18 protein-coding genes are annotated in these 17423 nt (G+C 69.9%); 7 read left to right on the top strand and 11 right to left on the bottom strand.

The window, feature by feature from the left end:
- Position 1: 1 nt before the first annotated feature.
- Both ABD644_RS08110 and ABD644_RS08105 read left to right on the top strand, forming a co-directional pair.
- On the top strand, positions 2–1585 hold the full coding sequence (locus tag ABD644_RS08110) for a complex I subunit 4 family protein (RefSeq protein ID WP_344688250.1): 1584 nt from the start codon (positions 2–4) through the stop codon (positions 1583–1585).
- A 5-nt stretch (positions 1586–1590) separates the two neighbouring features.
- Positions 1591–3054 (top strand): NADH-quinone oxidoreductase subunit N, encoded by a 1464-nt coding sequence (locus tag ABD644_RS08105; RefSeq protein ID WP_344688615.1) that lies wholly within the window; start codon positions 1591–1593, stop codon positions 3052–3054.
- A 170-nt stretch (positions 3055–3224) separates the two neighbouring features.
- On the opposite strand, the gene ABD644_RS08100 is transcribed toward ABD644_RS08105, so the two are convergent.
- Genes ABD644_RS08100 through ABD644_RS08085 form a run of 4 tightly spaced genes read right to left on the bottom strand, consistent with a single transcriptional unit; the run spans position 3225 to position 6568 of the window.
- Positions 3225–4148 (bottom strand): cation diffusion facilitator family transporter, encoded by a 924-nt coding sequence (locus ABD644_RS08100; RefSeq protein WP_344688249.1) that lies wholly within the window; start codon positions 4146–4148, stop codon positions 3225–3227.
- Entirely contained in the window at positions 4145–4906 is a 762-nt protein-coding gene (locus ABD644_RS08095) for a cation diffusion facilitator family transporter (RefSeq protein WP_344688248.1), read from the bottom strand. Before ABD644_RS08095 ends, ABD644_RS08100 begins: the two co-directional genes overlap by 4 nt.
- Entirely contained in the window at positions 4903–5322 is a 420-nt protein-coding gene (locus tag ABD644_RS08090) for an ArsR/SmtB family transcription factor (protein ID WP_425547413.1), read from the bottom strand. Before ABD644_RS08090 ends, ABD644_RS08095 begins: the two co-directional genes overlap by 4 nt.
- 37 nt (positions 5323–5359) lie before the next feature.
- On the bottom strand, positions 5360–6568 hold the full coding sequence (locus tag ABD644_RS08085; protein ID WP_344688246.1) for an MFS transporter: 1209 nt from the start codon (positions 6566–6568) through the stop codon (positions 5360–5362).
- A 99-nt stretch (positions 6569–6667) separates the two neighbouring features.
- Between ABD644_RS08085 and ABD644_RS08080 the strand changes: the two genes are divergently transcribed.
- On the top strand, positions 6668–6916 hold the full coding sequence (locus tag ABD644_RS08080; RefSeq protein ID WP_425547415.1) for an integrase core domain-containing protein: 249 nt from the start codon (positions 6668–6670) through the stop codon (positions 6914–6916).
- Positions 6917–6923: 7 nt separating this feature from the next.
- Here ABD644_RS08080 and ABD644_RS08075 read toward each other — a convergent pair whose 3' ends face one another.
- The 3 genes from ABD644_RS08075 to ABD644_RS08065 are packed head-to-tail and all read right to left on the bottom strand — an operon-like array spanning position 6924 to position 9336.
- A complete protein-coding gene (locus ABD644_RS08075; protein ID WP_344688245.1) occupies positions 6924–7268 on the bottom strand; it encodes a TVP38/TMEM64 family protein in 345 nt (114 codons plus the stop codon).
- Positions 7265–8863, bottom strand: a complete 1599-nt coding sequence (lnt, locus tag ABD644_RS08070; RefSeq protein WP_344688244.1) for an apolipoprotein N-acyltransferase — start codon at positions 8861–8863, stop codon at positions 7265–7267. Before lnt ends, ABD644_RS08075 begins: the two co-directional genes overlap by 4 nt.
- On the bottom strand, positions 8860–9336 hold the full coding sequence (locus ABD644_RS08065; RefSeq protein WP_344688243.1) for a TlpA family protein disulfide reductase: 477 nt from the start codon (positions 9334–9336) through the stop codon (positions 8860–8862). Before ABD644_RS08065 ends, lnt begins: the two co-directional genes overlap by 4 nt.
- Positions 9337–9768: 432 nt before the next feature.
- Between ABD644_RS08065 and ABD644_RS08060 the strand changes: the two genes are divergently transcribed.
- A complete protein-coding gene (locus ABD644_RS08060; protein WP_344688242.1) occupies positions 9769–10563 on the top strand; it encodes an STAS domain-containing protein in 795 nt (264 codons plus the stop codon).
- Positions 10564–10765: 202 nt separating this feature from the next.
- Here ABD644_RS08060 and ABD644_RS08055 read toward each other — a convergent pair whose 3' ends face one another.
- The 4 genes from ABD644_RS08055 to ABD644_RS08040 form a co-directional block, all read right to left on the bottom strand.
- Positions 10766–11038, bottom strand: coding sequence for a hypothetical protein (locus ABD644_RS08055; RefSeq protein WP_344688241.1), 273 nt, complete (start codon positions 11036–11038; stop codon positions 10766–10768).
- Positions 11039–11140: 102 nt separating this feature from the next.
- The gene (locus ABD644_RS08050) at positions 11141–11629 is read right to left on the bottom strand and encodes a P-type ATPase actuator domain-containing protein (RefSeq protein WP_344688240.1); all 489 of its coding nucleotides are present in this window, start codon (positions 11627–11629) and stop codon (positions 11141–11143) included.
- 55 nt (positions 11630–11684) lie between these two features.
- Entirely contained in the window at positions 11685–11822 is a 138-nt protein-coding gene (locus tag ABD644_RS08045) for a hypothetical protein (RefSeq protein WP_344688239.1), read from the bottom strand.
- Between the two features lie 320 nt (positions 11823–12142).
- The gene (locus ABD644_RS08040; protein WP_344688238.1) at positions 12143–13681 is read right to left on the bottom strand and encodes a YfcC family protein; all 1539 of its coding nucleotides are present in this window, start codon (positions 13679–13681) and stop codon (positions 12143–12145) included.
- Positions 13682–14004: 323 nt separating this feature from the next.
- Between ABD644_RS08040 and ABD644_RS08035 the strand changes: the two genes are divergently transcribed.
- The 3 genes from ABD644_RS08035 to arcC are packed head-to-tail and all read left to right on the top strand — an operon-like array spanning position 14005 to position 17178.
- Positions 14005–15228: an arginine deiminase gene (locus tag ABD644_RS08035; RefSeq protein WP_344688237.1), complete on the top strand. Its 1224-nt coding sequence runs from the start codon at positions 14005–14007 to the stop codon at positions 15226–15228.
- Positions 15192–16235: an ornithine carbamoyltransferase gene (gene argF / locus ABD644_RS08030; protein ID WP_425547412.1), complete on the top strand. Its 1044-nt coding sequence runs from the start codon at positions 15192–15194 to the stop codon at positions 16233–16235. The genes ABD644_RS08035 and argF overlap by 37 nt, the downstream gene beginning before the upstream one ends.
- A gap of 1 nt (position 16236) precedes the next feature.
- On the top strand, positions 16237–17178 hold the full coding sequence (arcC, locus tag ABD644_RS08025; protein ID WP_344688236.1) for a carbamate kinase: 942 nt from the start codon (positions 16237–16239) through the stop codon (positions 17176–17178).
- The last annotated feature ends 245 nt before the right edge of the window (positions 17179–17423 follow it).

Raw genomic sequence — 17423 nt, 5'->3', positions numbered from 1 at the left:
GGTGCTGACCGTCGTGATCTTCCTGCCGCTCCTGGCGGCTGCCGTGCTGCTGGCCGCTCCCCGGCTGAGCGGGCGCGCGGCGATCGGGGTCTGGGTCGCCGCCTCGGCCGCAGACCTGGCGCTGATCGCCTGGATGTGGTGGCGGTTCGACCCCGGCGAGGGCGCCTCCGGAGTCGTCGACGGCCTGGCCTACGAGGTCGACCTGCAGTGGATCCCCACGGTCGACGCCGGCTACCACGTCGGCGTGGACGGGCTGTCGCTGCCGCTGCTGGCGCTGACCGGCGTCCTGTTCCTGGCCTGCGCGGTCTACTCGCTGCGCGAGCCGGACCGGCCGCGGACCTACGCGGCCCTGTTCCTCTTCCTGCAGACGGCGTGCCTGGGCACGTTCGCCTCGCTGGACCTGATCCTGTTCTTCGTCTTCTTCGACCTGACCATCGTCGGGATGTACTTCGTCATCTCTGGGTGGGGGCACGGCAACGCCCGCGCCAGCGCGCTGAAGTTCTTCCTGTACACGTTCATCGGGTCGCTGGCCCTGCTGGTGGGATTCATCGGTCTGTTCCTCGGCAGCGAGGAGCGCACCTTCGACATGGTGGCGCTGGCCGCGAACCCGCCGCTCGCGGACTCGCCGGTCGCCGGCGGTCTGGTGCTGCTGGCCATCGGACTGGGCCTGGCGGTCAAGACCCCGCTGTTCCCGTTCCACACCTGGCTGCCCGACGCGCACACCGACGCGCCCGCCGCCGGGTCCGCCGTCCTCGCCGGGATCCTGCTGAAGCTCGGCACATACGGCTTCGTGCGGATCGCCATGCCGATCCTGCCCGAGGCCTGGCAGCGGTGGGCGATGGTCGCCGTCGTCGTCGGGGTGGTCAGCGTCCTGTGGGGCGCGTTCGTCGCGCTGGCCCAGACCGACGTCAAGCGGATGATCGCCTACACCTCGGTCAACCACATGGGCTACGTGCTGCTCGGCCTCGGCGCGGCCGGCCTGGTGGCGTCCGCCGACGAGGGCGCCCGCACCGTGGCCACCGTGGGCGCGATGTACCAGATGGTCAGCCACGGACTGCTCACCGGTGCGCTGTTCCTGCTCAGCGGCTGGCTGTGGTCGCGCGGGCACAGCTACGCCTTCGACCGGTGGGGCGGCCTGGCCCGGCCCGCGCCGGTCTTCGCCGCGTGCCTCGCCGTGGCCGCCTTCGGCTCGCTGGGTCTGCCCGGGTTCTCCGGGTTCGTCGCCGAGTTCCAGGTCTTCACCGGAGCGCTGCAGGCCACCCCGGTCGCCACCGTGATCGCCGTCGTCGGCATCCTGGTGACCGCCGGGCTGTTCCTGTTGGCTCTGCAGCGGCTGCTGACCGGCGACACGACCGTCCCGTCCCAGGATCCGGCCGACGGCGGCGAGCCGGTTCCCCCGACCGGGGGCACCGCCACCGCCGTCCGCGCGGAGACGACGACCGAGATCCGGGACCTCCAGGGGCACGAGACGGCGTCGATCGTGCCGCTGCTCGTCCTGGCGCTGCTCCTCGGCATCGTGCCCGGGGTCCTGCTCGAGGTCATCGAACCCGCTGCCGCGGCCGTGGTGGAACTGGTCGGCCGGTGACCGGTATGTCCGGCGGCGGGGAGGCCTGGCCCACGCTCCTCCCGGAGGCGCTGCTCCTGCTCGGCGCCGTCGGCGGTCTGCTGCTCGGCCTGTGGACCCCACAGCACCGGCAGTGGCACGTCCGGATCCTGGCCACCGTCGCCTGCCTGGGCAGCGCGGGCGCGGCCGCGGTCGCGCTGCCGGACCCCGCGCAGCGGATCTTCGAGGGCACCTGGGTCCTGGACACCACCACCGGGGTGGTGCGGATCGTCGTCGCACTGGGCGTCGCCGTCCTCGTCTGGCTGGCCGCGCCGTCGGTGGCCGGCCACCCCCGGGAGACCGAGGCCTACGTCCTCATGCTGCTCGGTGGCCTCGGCGCGGTCGCGCTGGCGGCCAGCGGCGATCTGCTCCTCCTCGTCGCGGCGTACCTGCTGGCCAGCGTCCCGCTCTACGCTCTGGCCGGCTTCGCGAAGGACTCTGCCGGCACCGAGGCGACGATGAAGTACTACCTCATGGGCGCCTTCGTCGGCGTCCTGCTGCTGGTGGGTGTCGCCGCCCTGGTGCTCGCCTCGGGCACGACCGGCTACTCCGAGCTCGCCGCGCTGCTCCCCGAGTCGTCACCGGCGCTGCTGGCCGTCGGGGTCCTCGGCGTGCTCGCCGGCGTCGCCTTCAAGGCCGGTGCCGTTCCCGTGCACTTCTGGGTTCCCGACGTGACGGCCGGGACGACGCCGCCGATGGCCGCCTACCTCACCACCATCCCCAAGCTCGGTGCCGTTGCCGCAGCCTTTCGCCTGCTCGCCGAGCCGTTCGCGGACCTGCCCCTCGACGTCCCGCTGCTCGTCGCCGTCATCGCTGCAGCCAGCATGACGCTGGGCAACCTGGCTGCCTTCGCCCAGACCGACGTGCTGCGACTGCTGGCCTACTCGACCGTCAGTCAGGTCGGCTACCTGTTCATGGTCGTCGCCGTCGCGGCCCGCACCGATCTCGCCGTCCCTGCCCTTGCCATCTACCTGGCCGCCTACGCGGTGACCAACATCGGGGCGTTCGCCGCCGTCGTCGCGACACCGGCGGCTCGCACGATCACCGACTGGGCCACGGCCGCAGCGCGGCATCGGTGGCTGGTGGTCAGCCTCGTGGTCTGCCTGCTCGGCCTGGTCGGGACGCCGCCGACGGCCGTCTTCGTCGGCAAGCTCGCGGTCTTCGCCGCGACCTGGGACGGCGCCATGGTGTGGCTGGTCGTCGTGGCCGCTGTCAACACAGTCGCCAGCCCCTTCTACTACCTGCGCTGGATCGCCCCGGCGTTCGTGGGCGTGCCGGCCGTCCCGGCCGGGGCGGAGAGGGCGGTCGGTACCCGTCTCCGCACCGCGGCCGGCACGGCGCAGACCGTCCGGCGCGGCCCGGCGGTCGTGCTTCACACCGCCGCTGCTGCGTCACTGGTGCTGGGCGTCGGGGCCGGGGTGTGGATGGGTGTGGCGTCCGGGTCGGTCTGACCACGTTGTGCCGCGGTCCGGAACTGGGATGGCGCCGTAGTGAACCGCCCCGGTGGATTGGGAGTGGACCCGGTATCCCACTTCGGAGTCGCCGCGGCGCTTGAAAGGCTGCGAATCTGCGCCCAGGACGCAGTTGGTGCGGGATCACCTCGGGTGGGCGAGGGAATTGGTCAGGCGTGCGCGGCGTGCTCGTGGTCGGCGTGGCTGGCCATCTCCAACTGGAACGTGGAGTGCTCGATGCTGACCGGGAAATGCTGGGCCAGGCAGCTCTGCAGCTGGTCGAGCGCCTGCGCCGCGTGTCCGTCGAAGAAGCAGGAGTCCTCGACCACCACGTGCGCGCTGACCACCGGCAGGCCGCTCGTGATCTGCGAGGCGTGCAGGTCGTGCACCTCCAGCACGTGCGGCAGGGCCAGCAGGTGCGCGCGGACGTCGGCGAGGTCCAGCCCGGGCGGTGTGCTCTCCAGCAGCAGCGAGACCGTCTCGCGCAGCAGCACCAGCGTGCGCGGCACGATCAGCGCGGCGATGACCAGGGAGGCGACCGCGTCGGCCCGCTGCCAGCCGGTCAACGCGATGACTACGGCGGAGGTCAGCACGGCGAGCGAACCGAGGGTGTCGTTGACCACCTCGAGCAGTGCCGCGCGCATGTTGACGTTGCCGGCGTGCCCGCCGCCGCGGGTGAGCACCACGATGCCGATCGTGTTGGCGACCAGGCCGACGATGCCGAATACGAGCACCGGGCCGGCGGCAACCTCCGGCGGGGCGAACAGTCGGCGAACGGCCTCGAGGACGACGTAGACGCCGACGGACAGCAGCACCGCCGCCTGAAGGGTGGCGCCGAGCACCTCGGCCCGGCGGTAGCCCCAGGTGCGTCGCGCCGTGGCCGGGCGCAGCGCCAGGGTGGCCGCGACAAGGGCGATGACCAGACCGGCGGAGTCGACGAAGGCGTGCGCCGCGTCGGCGAGCAGCGCCAGCGACCCCGACACCAGCGCGCCGACGACCTCCACGGCCAGCACGCCGGCGGTGAGCGCCAGGACGACGGCCAGGCGCCGACGGTTGCCGGTCGCGCCGTCGGCATGGCTGTGGCCGCCGCTCACCCCCTGGCCTCCCGGCGGACTAGCGGCAGGCTCTGCGGGGCCTCGGAAACGGGGGTGCAGCATGCATCGGTGCAGCCGTCGCCGCAGCCGCAGCCGTCCTCGTCGCCGGGCTCGCCGGGGATGGCCGGTCCGCAGGCGCAGGCCTCGCCGCGCCACGCCTGGACTCCCTCCCGGACGGCGACCGCGGCGATGACCAGGCCGGCGATCGGGTCGGCCCAGCCCCAACCGAGGGTGGCGTTGAGCACCAACCCGGCCAGCAGCACCGCCGACAGGTAGGTGCACAGCAGCGTCTGGGTGGAGTCGGCGACCACCGTCGCGGAGCCGAGCGCCTGGCCGGTGCGCCGCTGGGCCCAGGACAGGAACGGCATGATGACCAGGGAGGCGACCGCCAGCCCGATGCCGACCGGCGAGGGTCCCGGCTCTCCGCCGAGGAACAGTGCACGCACCGACTCGACGGTGACGTAGGCGGCCAGGGTGAAGAACGCCAGCGCCATCAGCCGCAGTGCCTGCCGCTCCCGGGACTCGGGCATCCGGTGCCGGAACTGCCACAGGATGATCAGGCCGCTGGAGACCTCGACGACCGAGTCCAGCCCGAACCCGACCAGCGCGACCGAGCCGGCGACCAGCCCCGCGGTGACGGCGACGACCGCCTCGAGCACGTTGTAGGCGACGCTGGCGCCGGCCAGCCACTGGGCGCGGCGGCCCAGCCGGACGCGGTCGGCCGGGGTCAGCTGCGGAGCGGTGGCGATGGCGCTCACAGGTTCGCCGCCTCGCCGAAGGTCGGGCACAGCGCGACCGCGTCGCCGGTGGCGGCGAGCAGCCGCTCGGCCGCGGCCAGTGCCTCGAGCAGCGCGGTCGTGTGTGTCAGTGACCACAGCGACGCCCGCCCCTGCGGCCGCGAGGTGACCAGTCCGCAATCGCGCAGGCAGGCCAGGTGCGCCGACACGGTGGACTGGGCCAGGCCCAGATGCGCGGTCAGCTCGACGACCTTGTGCTCGCCGAGCGACAGGTGCCGCAGTATGGCCAGCCGCGCCGGGTCGCCGAGGCTGCGGAACATGCACGCCGCGGCCGACAGCGCCGCGGTCTCACTGACCGGCAGCCCAGGCCCCTTCGACGTCGAGACCGCATCTGCTCTCATCGTCACCGGGCGATGATAGCGGTACAGCTCGGCCATTGAGCACTGCGGTCGGCGGGGTAACCGACCGGGGTCTCTACGTGCCCGGCTGCCGCGTCGCGGCGACTCCGGTGAAAGCGGCGGCGAGCATCAGCACGCCGCCGGCATAGAACACCGCGCGGATTCCGAGGGTGTCGGCGAGTAGCCCGCCGAACAGCAGACTGGCCAGCCGCATCGCCTGCCAGATGAGGTCGAACGCGCTGAACACCCGGCCGCGCAGCGCTTCCGGCACGTGGGACTGGATCAGCGTGGAGAGGGTGACGTTGCCCGTCGAGGTGCCCAGTCCGTAGGCCACCAGCGCGCCGACCGCGGCCGGCACGGCGCTGACCGTGGCCAACAGCAGGTCCACCAGGCCGCGCAGCCCGAAAGCGCCGAACAGGATGCGCGTGCTGCGCGCCCGGGCACCGAGACGGGTCAGGAGCAGCGGCCCGAGGAACGCACCGACGGCGATGCCGGCGAGCATGAACCCGTAACCCTCACCGGCGGCGTGCAGCCGGCGGGCGGCGAGCACCACCAGCAGTGCGCTGGTCGCTCCGGCCGAGAGCGCGGCGAGCGCCTGGGCGACCGCCAGGGCCCGCAGCAGGCGGTCCCGGCCGAGCAGCCCCAGTGCCTGACGGCCCTGGGTCCAGATGCTGCTCGTCGCGACCGGGCGGGGTTCCTCGGCCGCGCGCAGACCGCGCAGCAGCAGCGCGGAGAGCCCGAAACTGGCCGCGTTCGCTGCGAACGCCCACGCGAACCCGGCGGTCGTGGCAAGCACCCCGGCGGCAGGGGCGAGCACGACCTGGATGAGTACCGCCGCCGACCAGATGCCCGAGTTCGCGGCCACCAGCTCCTCGTCGCGCACGAGGGTGGGCAGCAGGGAACCGGCGGCCGGGTTGAAGAACACCGCTCCGGCCGACAGCCCGAACGACAGCGCGTAGATCGCGGCGACGTCGTCGTGCCAGACGGCCAGCACCGCGGCGAGGACCAGGCGCAGCAGGTCGGCGGCGAGCATGACCCGCACCCGGGGGAGCCGGTCGACCAGCGGCCCGGCCAGCGGTGCGAGCAGCAGCACGGGCGCGATCTCGGCCAGCACCAACCCCGAGACGCCCAACCCCGAGCCGGTCACCGAGTAGACGAGCAGCGCGAGTGTCGTGAACTGGAAGACGTCGCCCGCCTGGCTCACCGTCCGGGCGGCCCACAGTCGCCGGTAGCCCGGGCGGGCCAGAACCGAGCGAAGCGAGGGTCGGTCGGCCGTGGGCGGCATGTCGCCATCGTGCCCGGGTGCCGCATGTCACCCACGTGAGAGGGCTCGTCAGACAGGTGGCAGGGCCAGATGCGCTCAGGCCCATCCTGAGCCCCGAGGCTGCTCAACGGTCGAATTGCACAGCCGTCACCGACCGTCCGCCAGCGGCGCTCGGGCGCCCGCTCGTCCAACTCGACGACGGGCCTTCTCGAGGAGTGGGCCTACATCCGGCCGTACTCCACTGACACCGACCGCTGCGCAGCTCTGCCACAGTGGCTGCACTACTACAACCATCACCGCGGCCACACCGCACTCGGCGGACGCTCACCAGCCGACCGTGTCACCAACCTCAGTGGTCAGTACAACTAGCGGCTAGCTAGGTCGGCTGCGGTCGCCGTGGCCACCAGGGGTAGCCCGCCGACAGCGCCAGCAGTAAGACGACGGCGAGCGTGGGAACGACGCCGACCGGGGAGGTCCAGGAGTCGATGCTTGCCGCCGAAGCACCGATTCCGACGTACAGCACCGACCACGGCACGAGTCCAATCGCGGTTCCGAGCAGGTAGGGCCCGAGCCGGACGCCGCTGAGGCCCCCCTCGTGCAGCCAGGTGCGCACGCCGACGACGCTCGGCAGTTCGATCGACTCGGCAAGTGCTGTGCCGAAGAGCAGGAGAACGAGGACGGCAAGGACGGGCACCCAGACCCGCCGGGAGAGGCGGTTCACGCCGGTCGCCCAGGGACGCGGCCGACCAGCCGCACGGCTGGACCGTTGCGCTTCCGGACGCGGTGCAGGTGGAGCAGCCGCATCAGTGGACCGACCAGCAGGGCCAGCACCACGACCGTAAGGAGGGGGCCGTCGCCGGTGCGGGCGTACATGGTCAGGCCCGACCTCAGCGGAACGGAGGCGGTCAGGACCTCGGCCGAGCTGAGTCCACTCTGCTCCATGACCAGTCCGTCGGGCTGCACGATCGCCGTGTACCCGGTCGGCGCGGCCTGAAGGACCGCCCGGTCGAACTCCAGGGCGCGCATCCGGGCCGCGGCGACCTCCGTCGCCGGCACCTCCTCGGTGGTGTACGAGGCGGCATTCGTCGGGACGAGGAGAACGTGGCCCCCGGCGGCGACGGCGGCGCGGACGCGGTCGGAGAAGAACACTTCGTAGGAGATGACGACACCGAGCGGGCCGGCAGGCGTCCGCAAAAGTCCCGGTCCGCTTCCCGGAATCGCATCGCGGGGCACCAGGGACGTCATGTCCGAGACGCTCTCGAAAAGGGTTCGAGCGGGGATGTACTCCCCGAAGGGCACGCGGTGGACCTTCTCGTAGCGGTCGACGATGCGCCCCTCGGGACCCCAGGCCACCGCGGCGTTCCGGAAGCCGTCGACGTATGACTCGCTGAGCCCGACGACGACGGTTGCTCCGGTGCGCCGGGCCAGCTGCGCCACGCGTGTTGCCTCTCGCGTGTCAGCGACGGGGCCGGAGACACCCAGGCTGCTCTCCGGCCAGAGCACCAGGTCCAGGTCGGGAGGTAGGTCCTCGCTCAGGAGGAACTGCCGTTCGGTCACGGCATCGGCGTCACTGACGACGGCGGGAATGCCGCGCGGGCCGCCCCCCTGCACGAGCGCTGCGCGCAGCGAGCCGGTGGGTTCACCGCCCGGAGCGGCCAGCAGGACCCCGACCGCGCTCACGGCGACCAGGACGGCGACGCTGACCAGCGTGCCCACGCGTCGGCCGGCGACGGCCACGCCCGTCACCGCGGCGCCGACTCCGGTGGACAGCCCGACGACGAGGAGAGACCCGCCGAGGGGAGCGGCGGCGGCGAACGGGCCGTCCAGCTGCCCCAGGGCCATTCCGGGGATCGGGAAGCCGCCGAACGGGAACCGGGCGCGCACCGCTTCCAGGGCGATCAGGGCCAGGGGGACGGTCCACCAGCGTGTCCGCCGGGGGTCGACCAGCAGCATCGCCGCAGCGAAGAGGACGACCTCCACGACGAGCAGGGCTCCGAACCCAGCGGGATGGAAGCCGGTCAGCCAGCTCAACGTCGGCAGGAAGAAGGCCAGGCCCGTCGCCGCACCCAGCGCCAGTCGCTGCCGCCACGGCAAGGACAGCACCGACCAGGTGAGGACCACGGCGCCTGCGGGAGCCAGGTACCACGCCTCACGCGGTGGCATGCTGCCCGCCAGGAACGCCCCGGCGAGCAGGCCGGCGACCAGCCGCCGCCACCCTGGCAGCCATCGGCCGCGGACAGGGCTGCGGCCGTCGACGCCCGTTGTCGGAGCGCCCGCCTTCCCCGCCGACTTCGGCTCGTCATCGATGGTCGTCACGGCGTTCGGGCGGCGTCTTCCACCAGCACGGACACCAGCTCATCGAGGCGGGTGGCGGACGCCTGCCCGATCTGCCGGTCGAGGATCCGGCCGTCGGCAGCGACGGCGAGGGTGACCGGCAACCCCGGCGCAGCGAGTTCGGTCAGCAGTTCCTTGTCCTGGTCCACGACGTGCGCATAGGTCACGTCCAGGTCGGCCAGCAGAGATGCCGCAGCCGAACGGGTGTCCTCCGTGATGACGCCGAGAAACCCTACCCGGTCACCGTTGCCTTCGTACGCCGCCTGCAGCAGGGGCATCTCCTCGCGGCAGGGTGCGCACCAGCTCGCCCAGAGGTTCAGCAGGACGGGCCGGCCGCCGAGGTCACCGAGGGGCACGTCCTGGTCTCCGACGAGACAGGGAAGCTGCAGGGCGGGCAGTGCCTTACCGCCGTCGACCGCCTCGCCGTCCGCAGAGAAGGAGTCGCAGCCGGCCACGTCGGCAGGTATGGCGACCGAAGGCTGGGGTGCGCTCTCTACCGCCGAACCGTCACTGCAGCCGCTCACTGCGACTACGGCCACGAGTGCAGCGGTCGACCTGCGGAGCAGCGTCCGTGCGCCCACCGGTGACGTCATCCGGCCTCCCAGAACTGAGGTCGTACACCCAGGGAGGTCATGATCTGAGCCACCTTACGAAGCCGGCCCCGGCCTTCCGGGGACGAAGGGTTCAGCACGACCGTGAACTGGCGAAGGGCTAGTGACAGGCTCGCGAACCCGGACGATGCATCTGCTATCTACAGTAGTAGACAGGTTGGGCGGCACCGCAGCGCGATCGGACGGCCGACCGCGGGCACGTGCCGCGGACGGCACTACTGCGGTGCTTAATAGGCGCCGGCACGAATAGGGCCGTCTTCTGAGCGAAGGAACGGGATGGCGACTGCTACAGGCACACGCGAGATTCCGTTCGGCCGGCAGCTCGTGTGGCGCTCGCTCACCGATCTGACGAGCTACTGCCCGGTGTGCGACGTCTCCTACGTGTTCGACGATGACACGAGTGGTGGTGGGCAAGCGATCGGTCTGGGGAGCCGGTTCGTCTGTGTACCAGGACGACTGGAGGGTGGAAGTCCGCCGCCGAACGCGGTGGGCGGGGAGATCGTCGAATGGGCTGAACAGCGATGCATCGGATCCCGACTGGACCTGGCGTCGGAGATCTGGCAGACCCGCATTGAGCTCGGCGACGAGGAGCGGGGCTCTACCCGCGTCACGGTCACGGTCACCTGCGAGCCAAAGGGTGGCAGTCGTCTGCGGCACAGCCTGCAGCGAAGAGCGATGCAGCGGCTGGTTCAGCACACGGTGGACTCCGAGCTGGCCAAGCTGCCGAATCACGTGAGCCCGGTTCACCTCGACGAGGTGGTTGAGGAACAGGGCGAAGCCATTGTCATAGAGCGGGAGGGGAACGGCTGGGTGTTGCACCTTCGAGGCGAGGTGGACGCCCCAGCGGTCCGCCGCCTTGAGCTCGAGCGACGACTGGAGGGGGTGACGGTCGTAGCTGTCGACGTCACTCGGCTGACGTACCTGGACTCGACTGCGTTACTGCCGCTGCGGCGGTGGGCCCGGGCGGCCTCGCGTGCAGGTCGCCCGGCTCTTGTTCGTGGCGTCAATCAGGAATTCGATCGGATGATGGGCGTCATGGGAATGACGTCCGTCTTCCTTCGGCAAGGCTGAGTCGACGGCGTCTGCCGGTGTTTTCCTGCTCCCGTTCTCGGTGATCGCAACGGTCCATGTCGAGCGGGAACGGGCCGCGTTGAACGAGGCGCGGGCAGGGACCGCCGAACTGAGCAGGGCGTGGCTATCGGCGCTTTCGCCACCGTCGCGATCTTGTTTGACCGGAGCGTCTTGCTGAGTTCCTGCAGCGAGCGGCTGGCCCCTATCTGCGGAGCGATGACTGCGGCGAGCGCGTAGCCGACTGCAGGGTCGCGCACGAGGAGCGGGGTGGGGCGGTTCGACGGGGGTGCACCGCGGCGCGCATCATCGCCACGTCGACGGCGTCCCCGGTGTAGTCCAGCGGCTCTCCGGCGGCGGCGATGGCATCCGCCGGCGCGGAGACGACCTCGCTGGTCAACGCGCCGGCCCGCAGCGTCCGGCGCACAGTGGTGGTGTTGTCCGAGCCGATGACCGTGGTGGATGCGGGCGTCTCCACCGCGGGCAGCGACCGGCCGATCGCGTTGTGCGGGCCATGCGGGTGACGCCGAGGCTCATCGCCACAGTCAGGACGATCGGCAGAGAGATTCGGGGATGGAGGCTACCGCCATGGCCACGGCGGTGCGGAACATGTCCGAGGGTCGTTGCCGAGCATGAGGCCGGCTCCGAAGACGCCGACTGCGGCGGTGGTGACCACGATGCCGATACTCCGCTCCAGGCTGTGGGTGAGCACCTGTAGCGGCGATTGGCCGGCCGGCCCTTGCGCCAACTCGTTGATCATCCCGAGCTCGGTGTCCGCACCCGTGCCCACGACGACGCCGCGGTCCCGTCCGGAGATGACCAGCGTGCCGCTGAAGGCGACGTTGGTGCGGTCGGATGCGATGGTGTCCACCGGGAGGCGGTTGACCTGCTTGGTCACCGGCAGCGCCTCACCGGTGCGCATCGACTCATCGATCTGCAGCCCGCTGACCTCCAGCAGCCGCAGATCGGCCGGCACCCGTTCGCCGCTCTTCAGCAGGACGAGGTCGACGGGCGTCAGCTCTGCCGCAGCCAGCTCCCGTTCCGTGCCGTCGCGCAGCACTCGGCACACCGGGGCGGACAGCCGCTGCAGGGCCCCGGACCGCCGTCTCGGCCTTGCGTTCCTGTCAGAAGCCGATGGCCGCGTTGATCAGCAGGACCAGGCCGATCGCGCCGGCGTCCACCCACTCCCGCTGGACCAGCGTGATCTCGAAGGTCAGCAGCAGGATGCCGATCAGCGGGCTGACGAACTGCCGCAGCAGCACCGTGATCGCCGGCGTGGCTTCGGTCGATGGCAGCCCGGTTCGACCATCCCGCTCCAGCCGCCGGGCCCCTCGGCTTTGCTGAGCCCGTCCGCGGCGGTGTTCAGCCGACCAAGGACATCGGTGCTCGAGAAGACGTTCCAGCGGCCACTCGTGGCGGCGTCGGCGGGGGTGATCTGGTCGGAGGTCGTCATCCGCGCTCCTGTCCACCGGCACGTCCCCCGGGGAGTTCGCTGGTTCGTCAGCGAGGCCTGTACGTGGCGTCCCAGTTCGTCCATCGAACCCGTAGGTCCTCTACGCGGCGTCCATGAGACGGCCCGGCGTTACGACACGGCCGCCCCGACCGAGATGAACAGCAAGGTCAGCACGAACAGGATGCCCAGCAGTGGCCATATGAACCGCAACCACTGGTCGTAACGGACCTTGGCCAGCGCGAGCCCGCCCATCACCACCGCCGAGGTGGGCGTGATCAGGTTGACCAGTCCGGAGGCGGACTGGTAAGCGGTGATCACCATTGCGCGCGAGACCCCCCCGAAGTCGCCGAGGGGCGCCAGGATCGGTATGGCCAGTGCGGCGTGTCCGGACGTGGATGGCACCAGGAACGCCAGCGGGATGTTGACCAAGAACATCAGTCCGCCGAACAGCCAGGAGGAGGTGTCCGCGACCAGGCTCTCCATGGAGTTCAGCACGGTGTCGGTGATCTGAGAATTGTTCATGATCACCGTGACGCCGCGGGCGAGCACGATGACCAGTCCGACCCCGATGAAGTCCCCCGCCCCGCGGACCAGCGTGTCCGTGAGCCCCTTCTCGCCCAGCCCACCGATGAGCCCGACGACCAGCGACATCAGCAGGAACAGCGCGGCCAACTCGGGGAAGTACCAGTCGAGCTGCCAGGCGTAGCTCTCGGCGTCCGGGCCGCCGATGACCTGCGCCCAGGGGACGAGCGAGAAGATCATGAAAGCGAACGTGATGGCCACGATCGCCAACACCGCCTTGTGCTTCCCGGTCAGCGGTTGGATCTCGCCTATCCCGGCCCGGGCGATCTCCTCGTCGCCCTCCGCCCGGCCGCTCCTCGACGAAGCCGGGTCGGCTTTGACCTTCCGCGCGTAGCGGATCACGAACAGGACGCCGACCGGTACCAGCACGACATACATCAGGAATCGGAAGCCGATGCCGTCGCCTATGGAGACCGCCGCGGCGTCGGAGGCTACGCCGGTGGCGAAGGGATTCACTGTTGACGCCAGCACGCCGATTCCGGCGCCGATCAGGATGGTGGCCGCGGCGGTCATCCGGTCGTAGCCGAGGCTGAGCATCAGCGGGATTACCAGAGCGTAGAAACCGAGCGTCTCCTCGGCCATCCCCTCGGTGGTGCCGCCGATCGAGAACAGCACCATCAGGATCGCGATGACCAACGCTCCGCGCTTGCCGAATCGCTGGGCGACGTGCGCGACGCCGTTGTCGATCGCGCCGGTGCGCATGGCCATGGTGATGAAGATCCCGATGGCGAGCACGAAGAAGAAGACGCCGGCCGCACCGAAGAGCTCGCCGGCCTCGTACGGCCCGATGACGCCGGTCTCCGCGCTCTTGATGCCGTACAGCCCGTTGACCGGAGCCATGAACAGCTGCATCACCCGATCCCAGAACGACAGGTCGGTGTCGACCGACTCGTAGCTGCCCGGGATCGGCCGGCCGTCGTCGCCCACTTGGTAGGCGCCGGTGGGAATGGCGAACGCCAGCAACCAGACGACGATGGTCACGAAGAAGAGCACGGTGAGCGCACTCGGAAATGAGAACTTGCGCCGCCGTTCGCTGGCTCGGCTGTCGCTGGATCTGATATCGCTTGTCGTCTTCGACGCGGCCATGCTCGGTGCCCCTATCGTCGTCCCGGAGATTGTCGTCCGCGGCACCCAACCGCATCCGTTCAGTTGGTCACCGAGCATTCGCCCGGATTTCAGCAGTTGTCGGTGCGGCCAACCCTTTCCGCGCCGTCCGGGATTGGTGCCGCGCGATGCCAGCTGCGCCAGTGAGGGCAGCCTAGGGGGCCGGTACGGCTGCAACGGTGGAGACTTTGGTTGGCGCGCGTGGGGCCTTTCGGCCTGGCATTCAGGGGCGTTGGCAGGCGCACCCCGGCGTCCTGGACCGGCAGGTTTGGGGACGTCACCCGAACCCATGAAGAGGGAGAGCCATGCCGCTGCACGTTGACTCCGAGGTGGGCCGGCTCAAGCGGGCGATCCTGCACCGGCCGGGTCTGGAGCTGAAGAGGCTGACCCCGTCCAACAAGGATGACTACCTGTTCGACGAGGTGCTCTGGGTCAAGGAAGCCAAGAAGGAGCACGACGGCTTCGCCGAGACACTCCGCGAACAGGGGGTGACGGTGCACTACCTCGACCGCCTGCTCCACGAGGTGGTGGAGATCCCTGAGGCCCGAAAGTTCGTCCTCGACGGCATCCTCGACGAGCGCATCTATGGCCCTATGGCGATCGACGCCGTGCGCAACTTGTTCGACACCATGCCGAGCGACGAATTGACCGAGTTCCTCATCGGTGGGATCACCAAACGTGAACTGCTCGAACGGATCGACGAGCCGCGATCCGTGGTGATCGCGGTGCTCGACATGGACGACCTGCTCCTGCCGCCGCTGCCCAACCATCTCTTCGCCCGCGACACCACCGCGTGGATCTACAACGGCGTGGCGATCAACGCGATGCGCAAGCGAGCTCGGGCCCGCGAGACGGTGCACTACGAGGCGATCTACCGGTGGCACCCGGTCTTCGAGGGCGAGGATTTCCACGTCTGGAGTGAGGGCCGCCCCAACGGGATGGCCACCGCCGAGGGTGGCGACATCCATGTCCTGGGTCGCGGCGTGGTGCTCATCGGGATGAGTGAGCGCACGACCCCACAGGGGGTGGAGCGGCTGGCGTCGAAACTGTTCGCCGAGGGAGCGGCACAGCGGATCGTCGCGCTGGCGATGCCGCAGTCACGGGCCTTCATGCATCTCGACACCGTGATGACGATGCTCAGCGAGGACACGTTCACCAAGTACGTCGGGATGGGGATGCTCCCCTCGTACACCATCGAACCCGGCGACACGGAGAAGGAGCTCAAGGTCACCGCGCACCCGCCGGAAGACATGCACAAGGCGATGGCCCGGGCGCTTGGCCTGGGCGACATCAACGTGCTCACGCCTACCCAGGACCTCCGCGAAGCCGAGCGCGAACAGTGGGATGACGGAAGCAACGTGCTCGCGGTCCGCCCGGGGGTGGTAGTCGCTTACGAGCGCAATGTCACCACCAATACCCACCTGCGCAGGAACGGCATCGAGGTGATCACCATCGAGGGTGACGAACTCGGCCGGGGCCGTGGAGGTCCGCGGTGCATGACCTGCCCGATCGAGCGGGAGGGCATCTGAACGCCATGTCGTACAACCTGCGAAACCGTAGCTTCGTGAAGGAGTTGGACTTCACTCCCCAGGAGTGGCACTTCCTGCTCGACCTGGCCGCGACGCTCAAGGCAGCAAAGTACGCGGGCGCGGAGGCGCCGCGCCTGGCCGGCAAGAACATAGCCCTGATCTTCGAGAAGACCTCCACCCGGACCCGGTGTGCTTTCGAGGTGGCGGCCTACGACCAGGGTGCGCGGGTCACATACCTTGACCCCACCGGCTCCCAATTGGGACACAAGGAGTCCATCGCCGACACCGCGCGTGTGCTGGGGCGAATGTACGACGGGATCGAGTACCGCGGCTTCGCCCAGGAGAACGTGGAGATCCTTGCCAGGGACGCGGGGGTCCCCGTGTGGAACGGGCTGACGGACGAATGGCACCCCACTCAGACCCTGTGCGACATCCTCACCATGCGGGAGCACAGCACCAAGGACGTGCAGAAGATCTCGTTCGCCTACTGCGGTGACGCCCGCAACAACGTCGGCAATTCTCTGCTCATTGCGGGCGCGCTGAGCGGCATGGACGTCCGGATCGTCGCACCCCGGGCGCTCTGGAACGACGAAGCCACCATCGACCAAGCCCGTGAGATCGCCGACCGCACCGGCGCGCGAATCACCCACACCGAGGAGGTGGCCGATGGCGTGCGGAGTGTGGATTTCCTCTACACCGACGTGTGGGTGTCGATGGGGGAGCCCATGGAGGTCTGGACCGAGCGCATCGCCCAGCTCAAGCCGTATCAGGTGAATCGGCACATGGTGGAGCTGACCGGCAACCCGAACGTGAAGTTCATGCACTGCCTGCCGGCCTTCCACGACCGGAACACCACGATCGGCGAACAGATCTACCAGCAGACCGGGATGGATGGGCTCGAGGTCACCCACGACATCTTCGAGTCCCACCACTCGGTGGTGTTCGATCAGGCGGAGAACAGGATGCACACGATCAAAGCGGTCATGGTGGCCACGCTGGGAGGCTGACGTGCGCATCGTGGTGGCGCTGGGCGGGAACGCCCTGCTGCAGCGGGGGCAGAAACCCGACGCGGAGGTCCAGGAGGCCAACGTTCACCTGGCGGTGGCCGCTCTGGCGCCGTTGGCCGCGGAGCACGAGCTGGTGGTCACGCACGGCAACGGCCCGCAGGTCGGCGTGCTGGCGCTGCAGTCGGCCTCGGACCCTCACCTGACGACGCCGTACCCGTTCGACGTCCTGGGCGCCCAGACCCAAGGCATGATCGGCTACTGGCTGCTGCAGTCGATGCAGAACGCGCTGCCCGGACGTCAGGTGGCGGCGATCATCAACCAGACCCTGGTGCGCGCCGACGATCCGGCGTTCGGGAACCCGACGAAGTTCGTCGGCGAGGTGTACGACGAGGAGACCGCGCGGCGCCTCGCGGAAGAACGAGGCTGGACCGTGCGGGCCGACGGACAGCACTTCCGGCGTGTCGTCGGTTCGCCCACACCGGAGCGCGTGGTCGAGACCCGGCTGATCCGACTGCTGCTGAACAGCGGAGCGGTCGTAGTCTGCGCGGGCGGAGGCGGTGTGCCGGTGATCCGCAACGAACAGGGCCTGCTGGAGGGTGTCGAGGCGGTCGTCGACAAGGACATGACCTCGTCGGTGCTTGCGGAGGCGCTGGAGGCGGACGCGCTGCTGATACTCACCGACGTCCCCGGTGTGCAGCGGAACTTCGGCACCGCACACGCCGAGGCCATTCGGCGTGCCACGCCCGCGGCGCTGCGACGGATGAACTTCCCGGCTGGGTCGATGGGGCCGAAAGTTGACGCGATCTGTCGGTTCGTGGAATTGACAGGTGACGTCGGCGCCATCGGCCGGCTTGAGGACGTGGCCGCAATCCTTCGCGGTGAGGCCGGCACAGTCGTGACCCCCTCGGGGCACTATCCCGGGGTCCCACTGACGAGCGGCTGATGACCGGAGCTCACAGACGGGTAGTGAGAGACAGCGGCCGAACCGAGACGGTCCCGGAGTGCGCTCTCCGAGCTCGCGTACGCCGAGCAGATCGTCACGATCGGACCCTGGCAAGGGCACCGCCATAGGCTGCAGCAGCGCGCGGCCATGCTGTCCTAGGCTTCGTCGCCGCAGGCTCCGAGTCCTTCTATCGACCGGAAGTTGGGATGACAGACGATCGCCTTGCACGGCCGACGACGGCGCCT

The sequence above is a fragment of the Blastococcus jejuensis genome (assembly GCF_039534705.1).
GTDB classification, from domain to species: Bacteria; Actinomycetota; Actinomycetes; order Mycobacteriales; family Geodermatophilaceae; genus Blastococcus_B; species Blastococcus_B jejuensis.
This window is presented reverse-complemented; position numbering and strand designations above follow the sequence as displayed.

What these genes read in the sequence shown, in the direction of transcription:
- ABD644_RS08105 (WP_344688615.1), top strand. Translation starts at nt 1,591, where the DNA reads ATGTCCGGCGGCGGGGAGGCCTGGCCCACGCTCCTCCCGGAGGCGCTG.
- ABD644_RS08090 (WP_425547413.1), bottom strand. Translation starts at nt 5,322, where the DNA reads ATGGCCGAGCTGTACCGCTATCATCGCCCGGTGACGATGAGAGCAGAT.
- ABD644_RS08085 (WP_344688246.1), bottom strand. Translation starts at nt 6,568, where the DNA reads ATGCCGCCCACGGCCGACCGACCCTCGCTTCGCTCGGTTCTGGCCCGC.
- ABD644_RS08060 (WP_344688242.1), top strand. Translation starts at nt 9,769, where the DNA reads ATGGCGACTGCTACAGGCACACGCGAGATTCCGTTCGGCCGGCAGCTC.
- ABD644_RS08040 (WP_344688238.1), bottom strand. Translation starts at nt 13,681, where the DNA reads ATGGCCGCGTCGAAGACGACAAGCGATATCAGATCCAGCGACAGCCGA.
- ABD644_RS08035 (WP_344688237.1), top strand. Translation starts at nt 14,005, where the DNA reads ATGCCGCTGCACGTTGACTCCGAGGTGGGCCGGCTCAAGCGGGCGATC.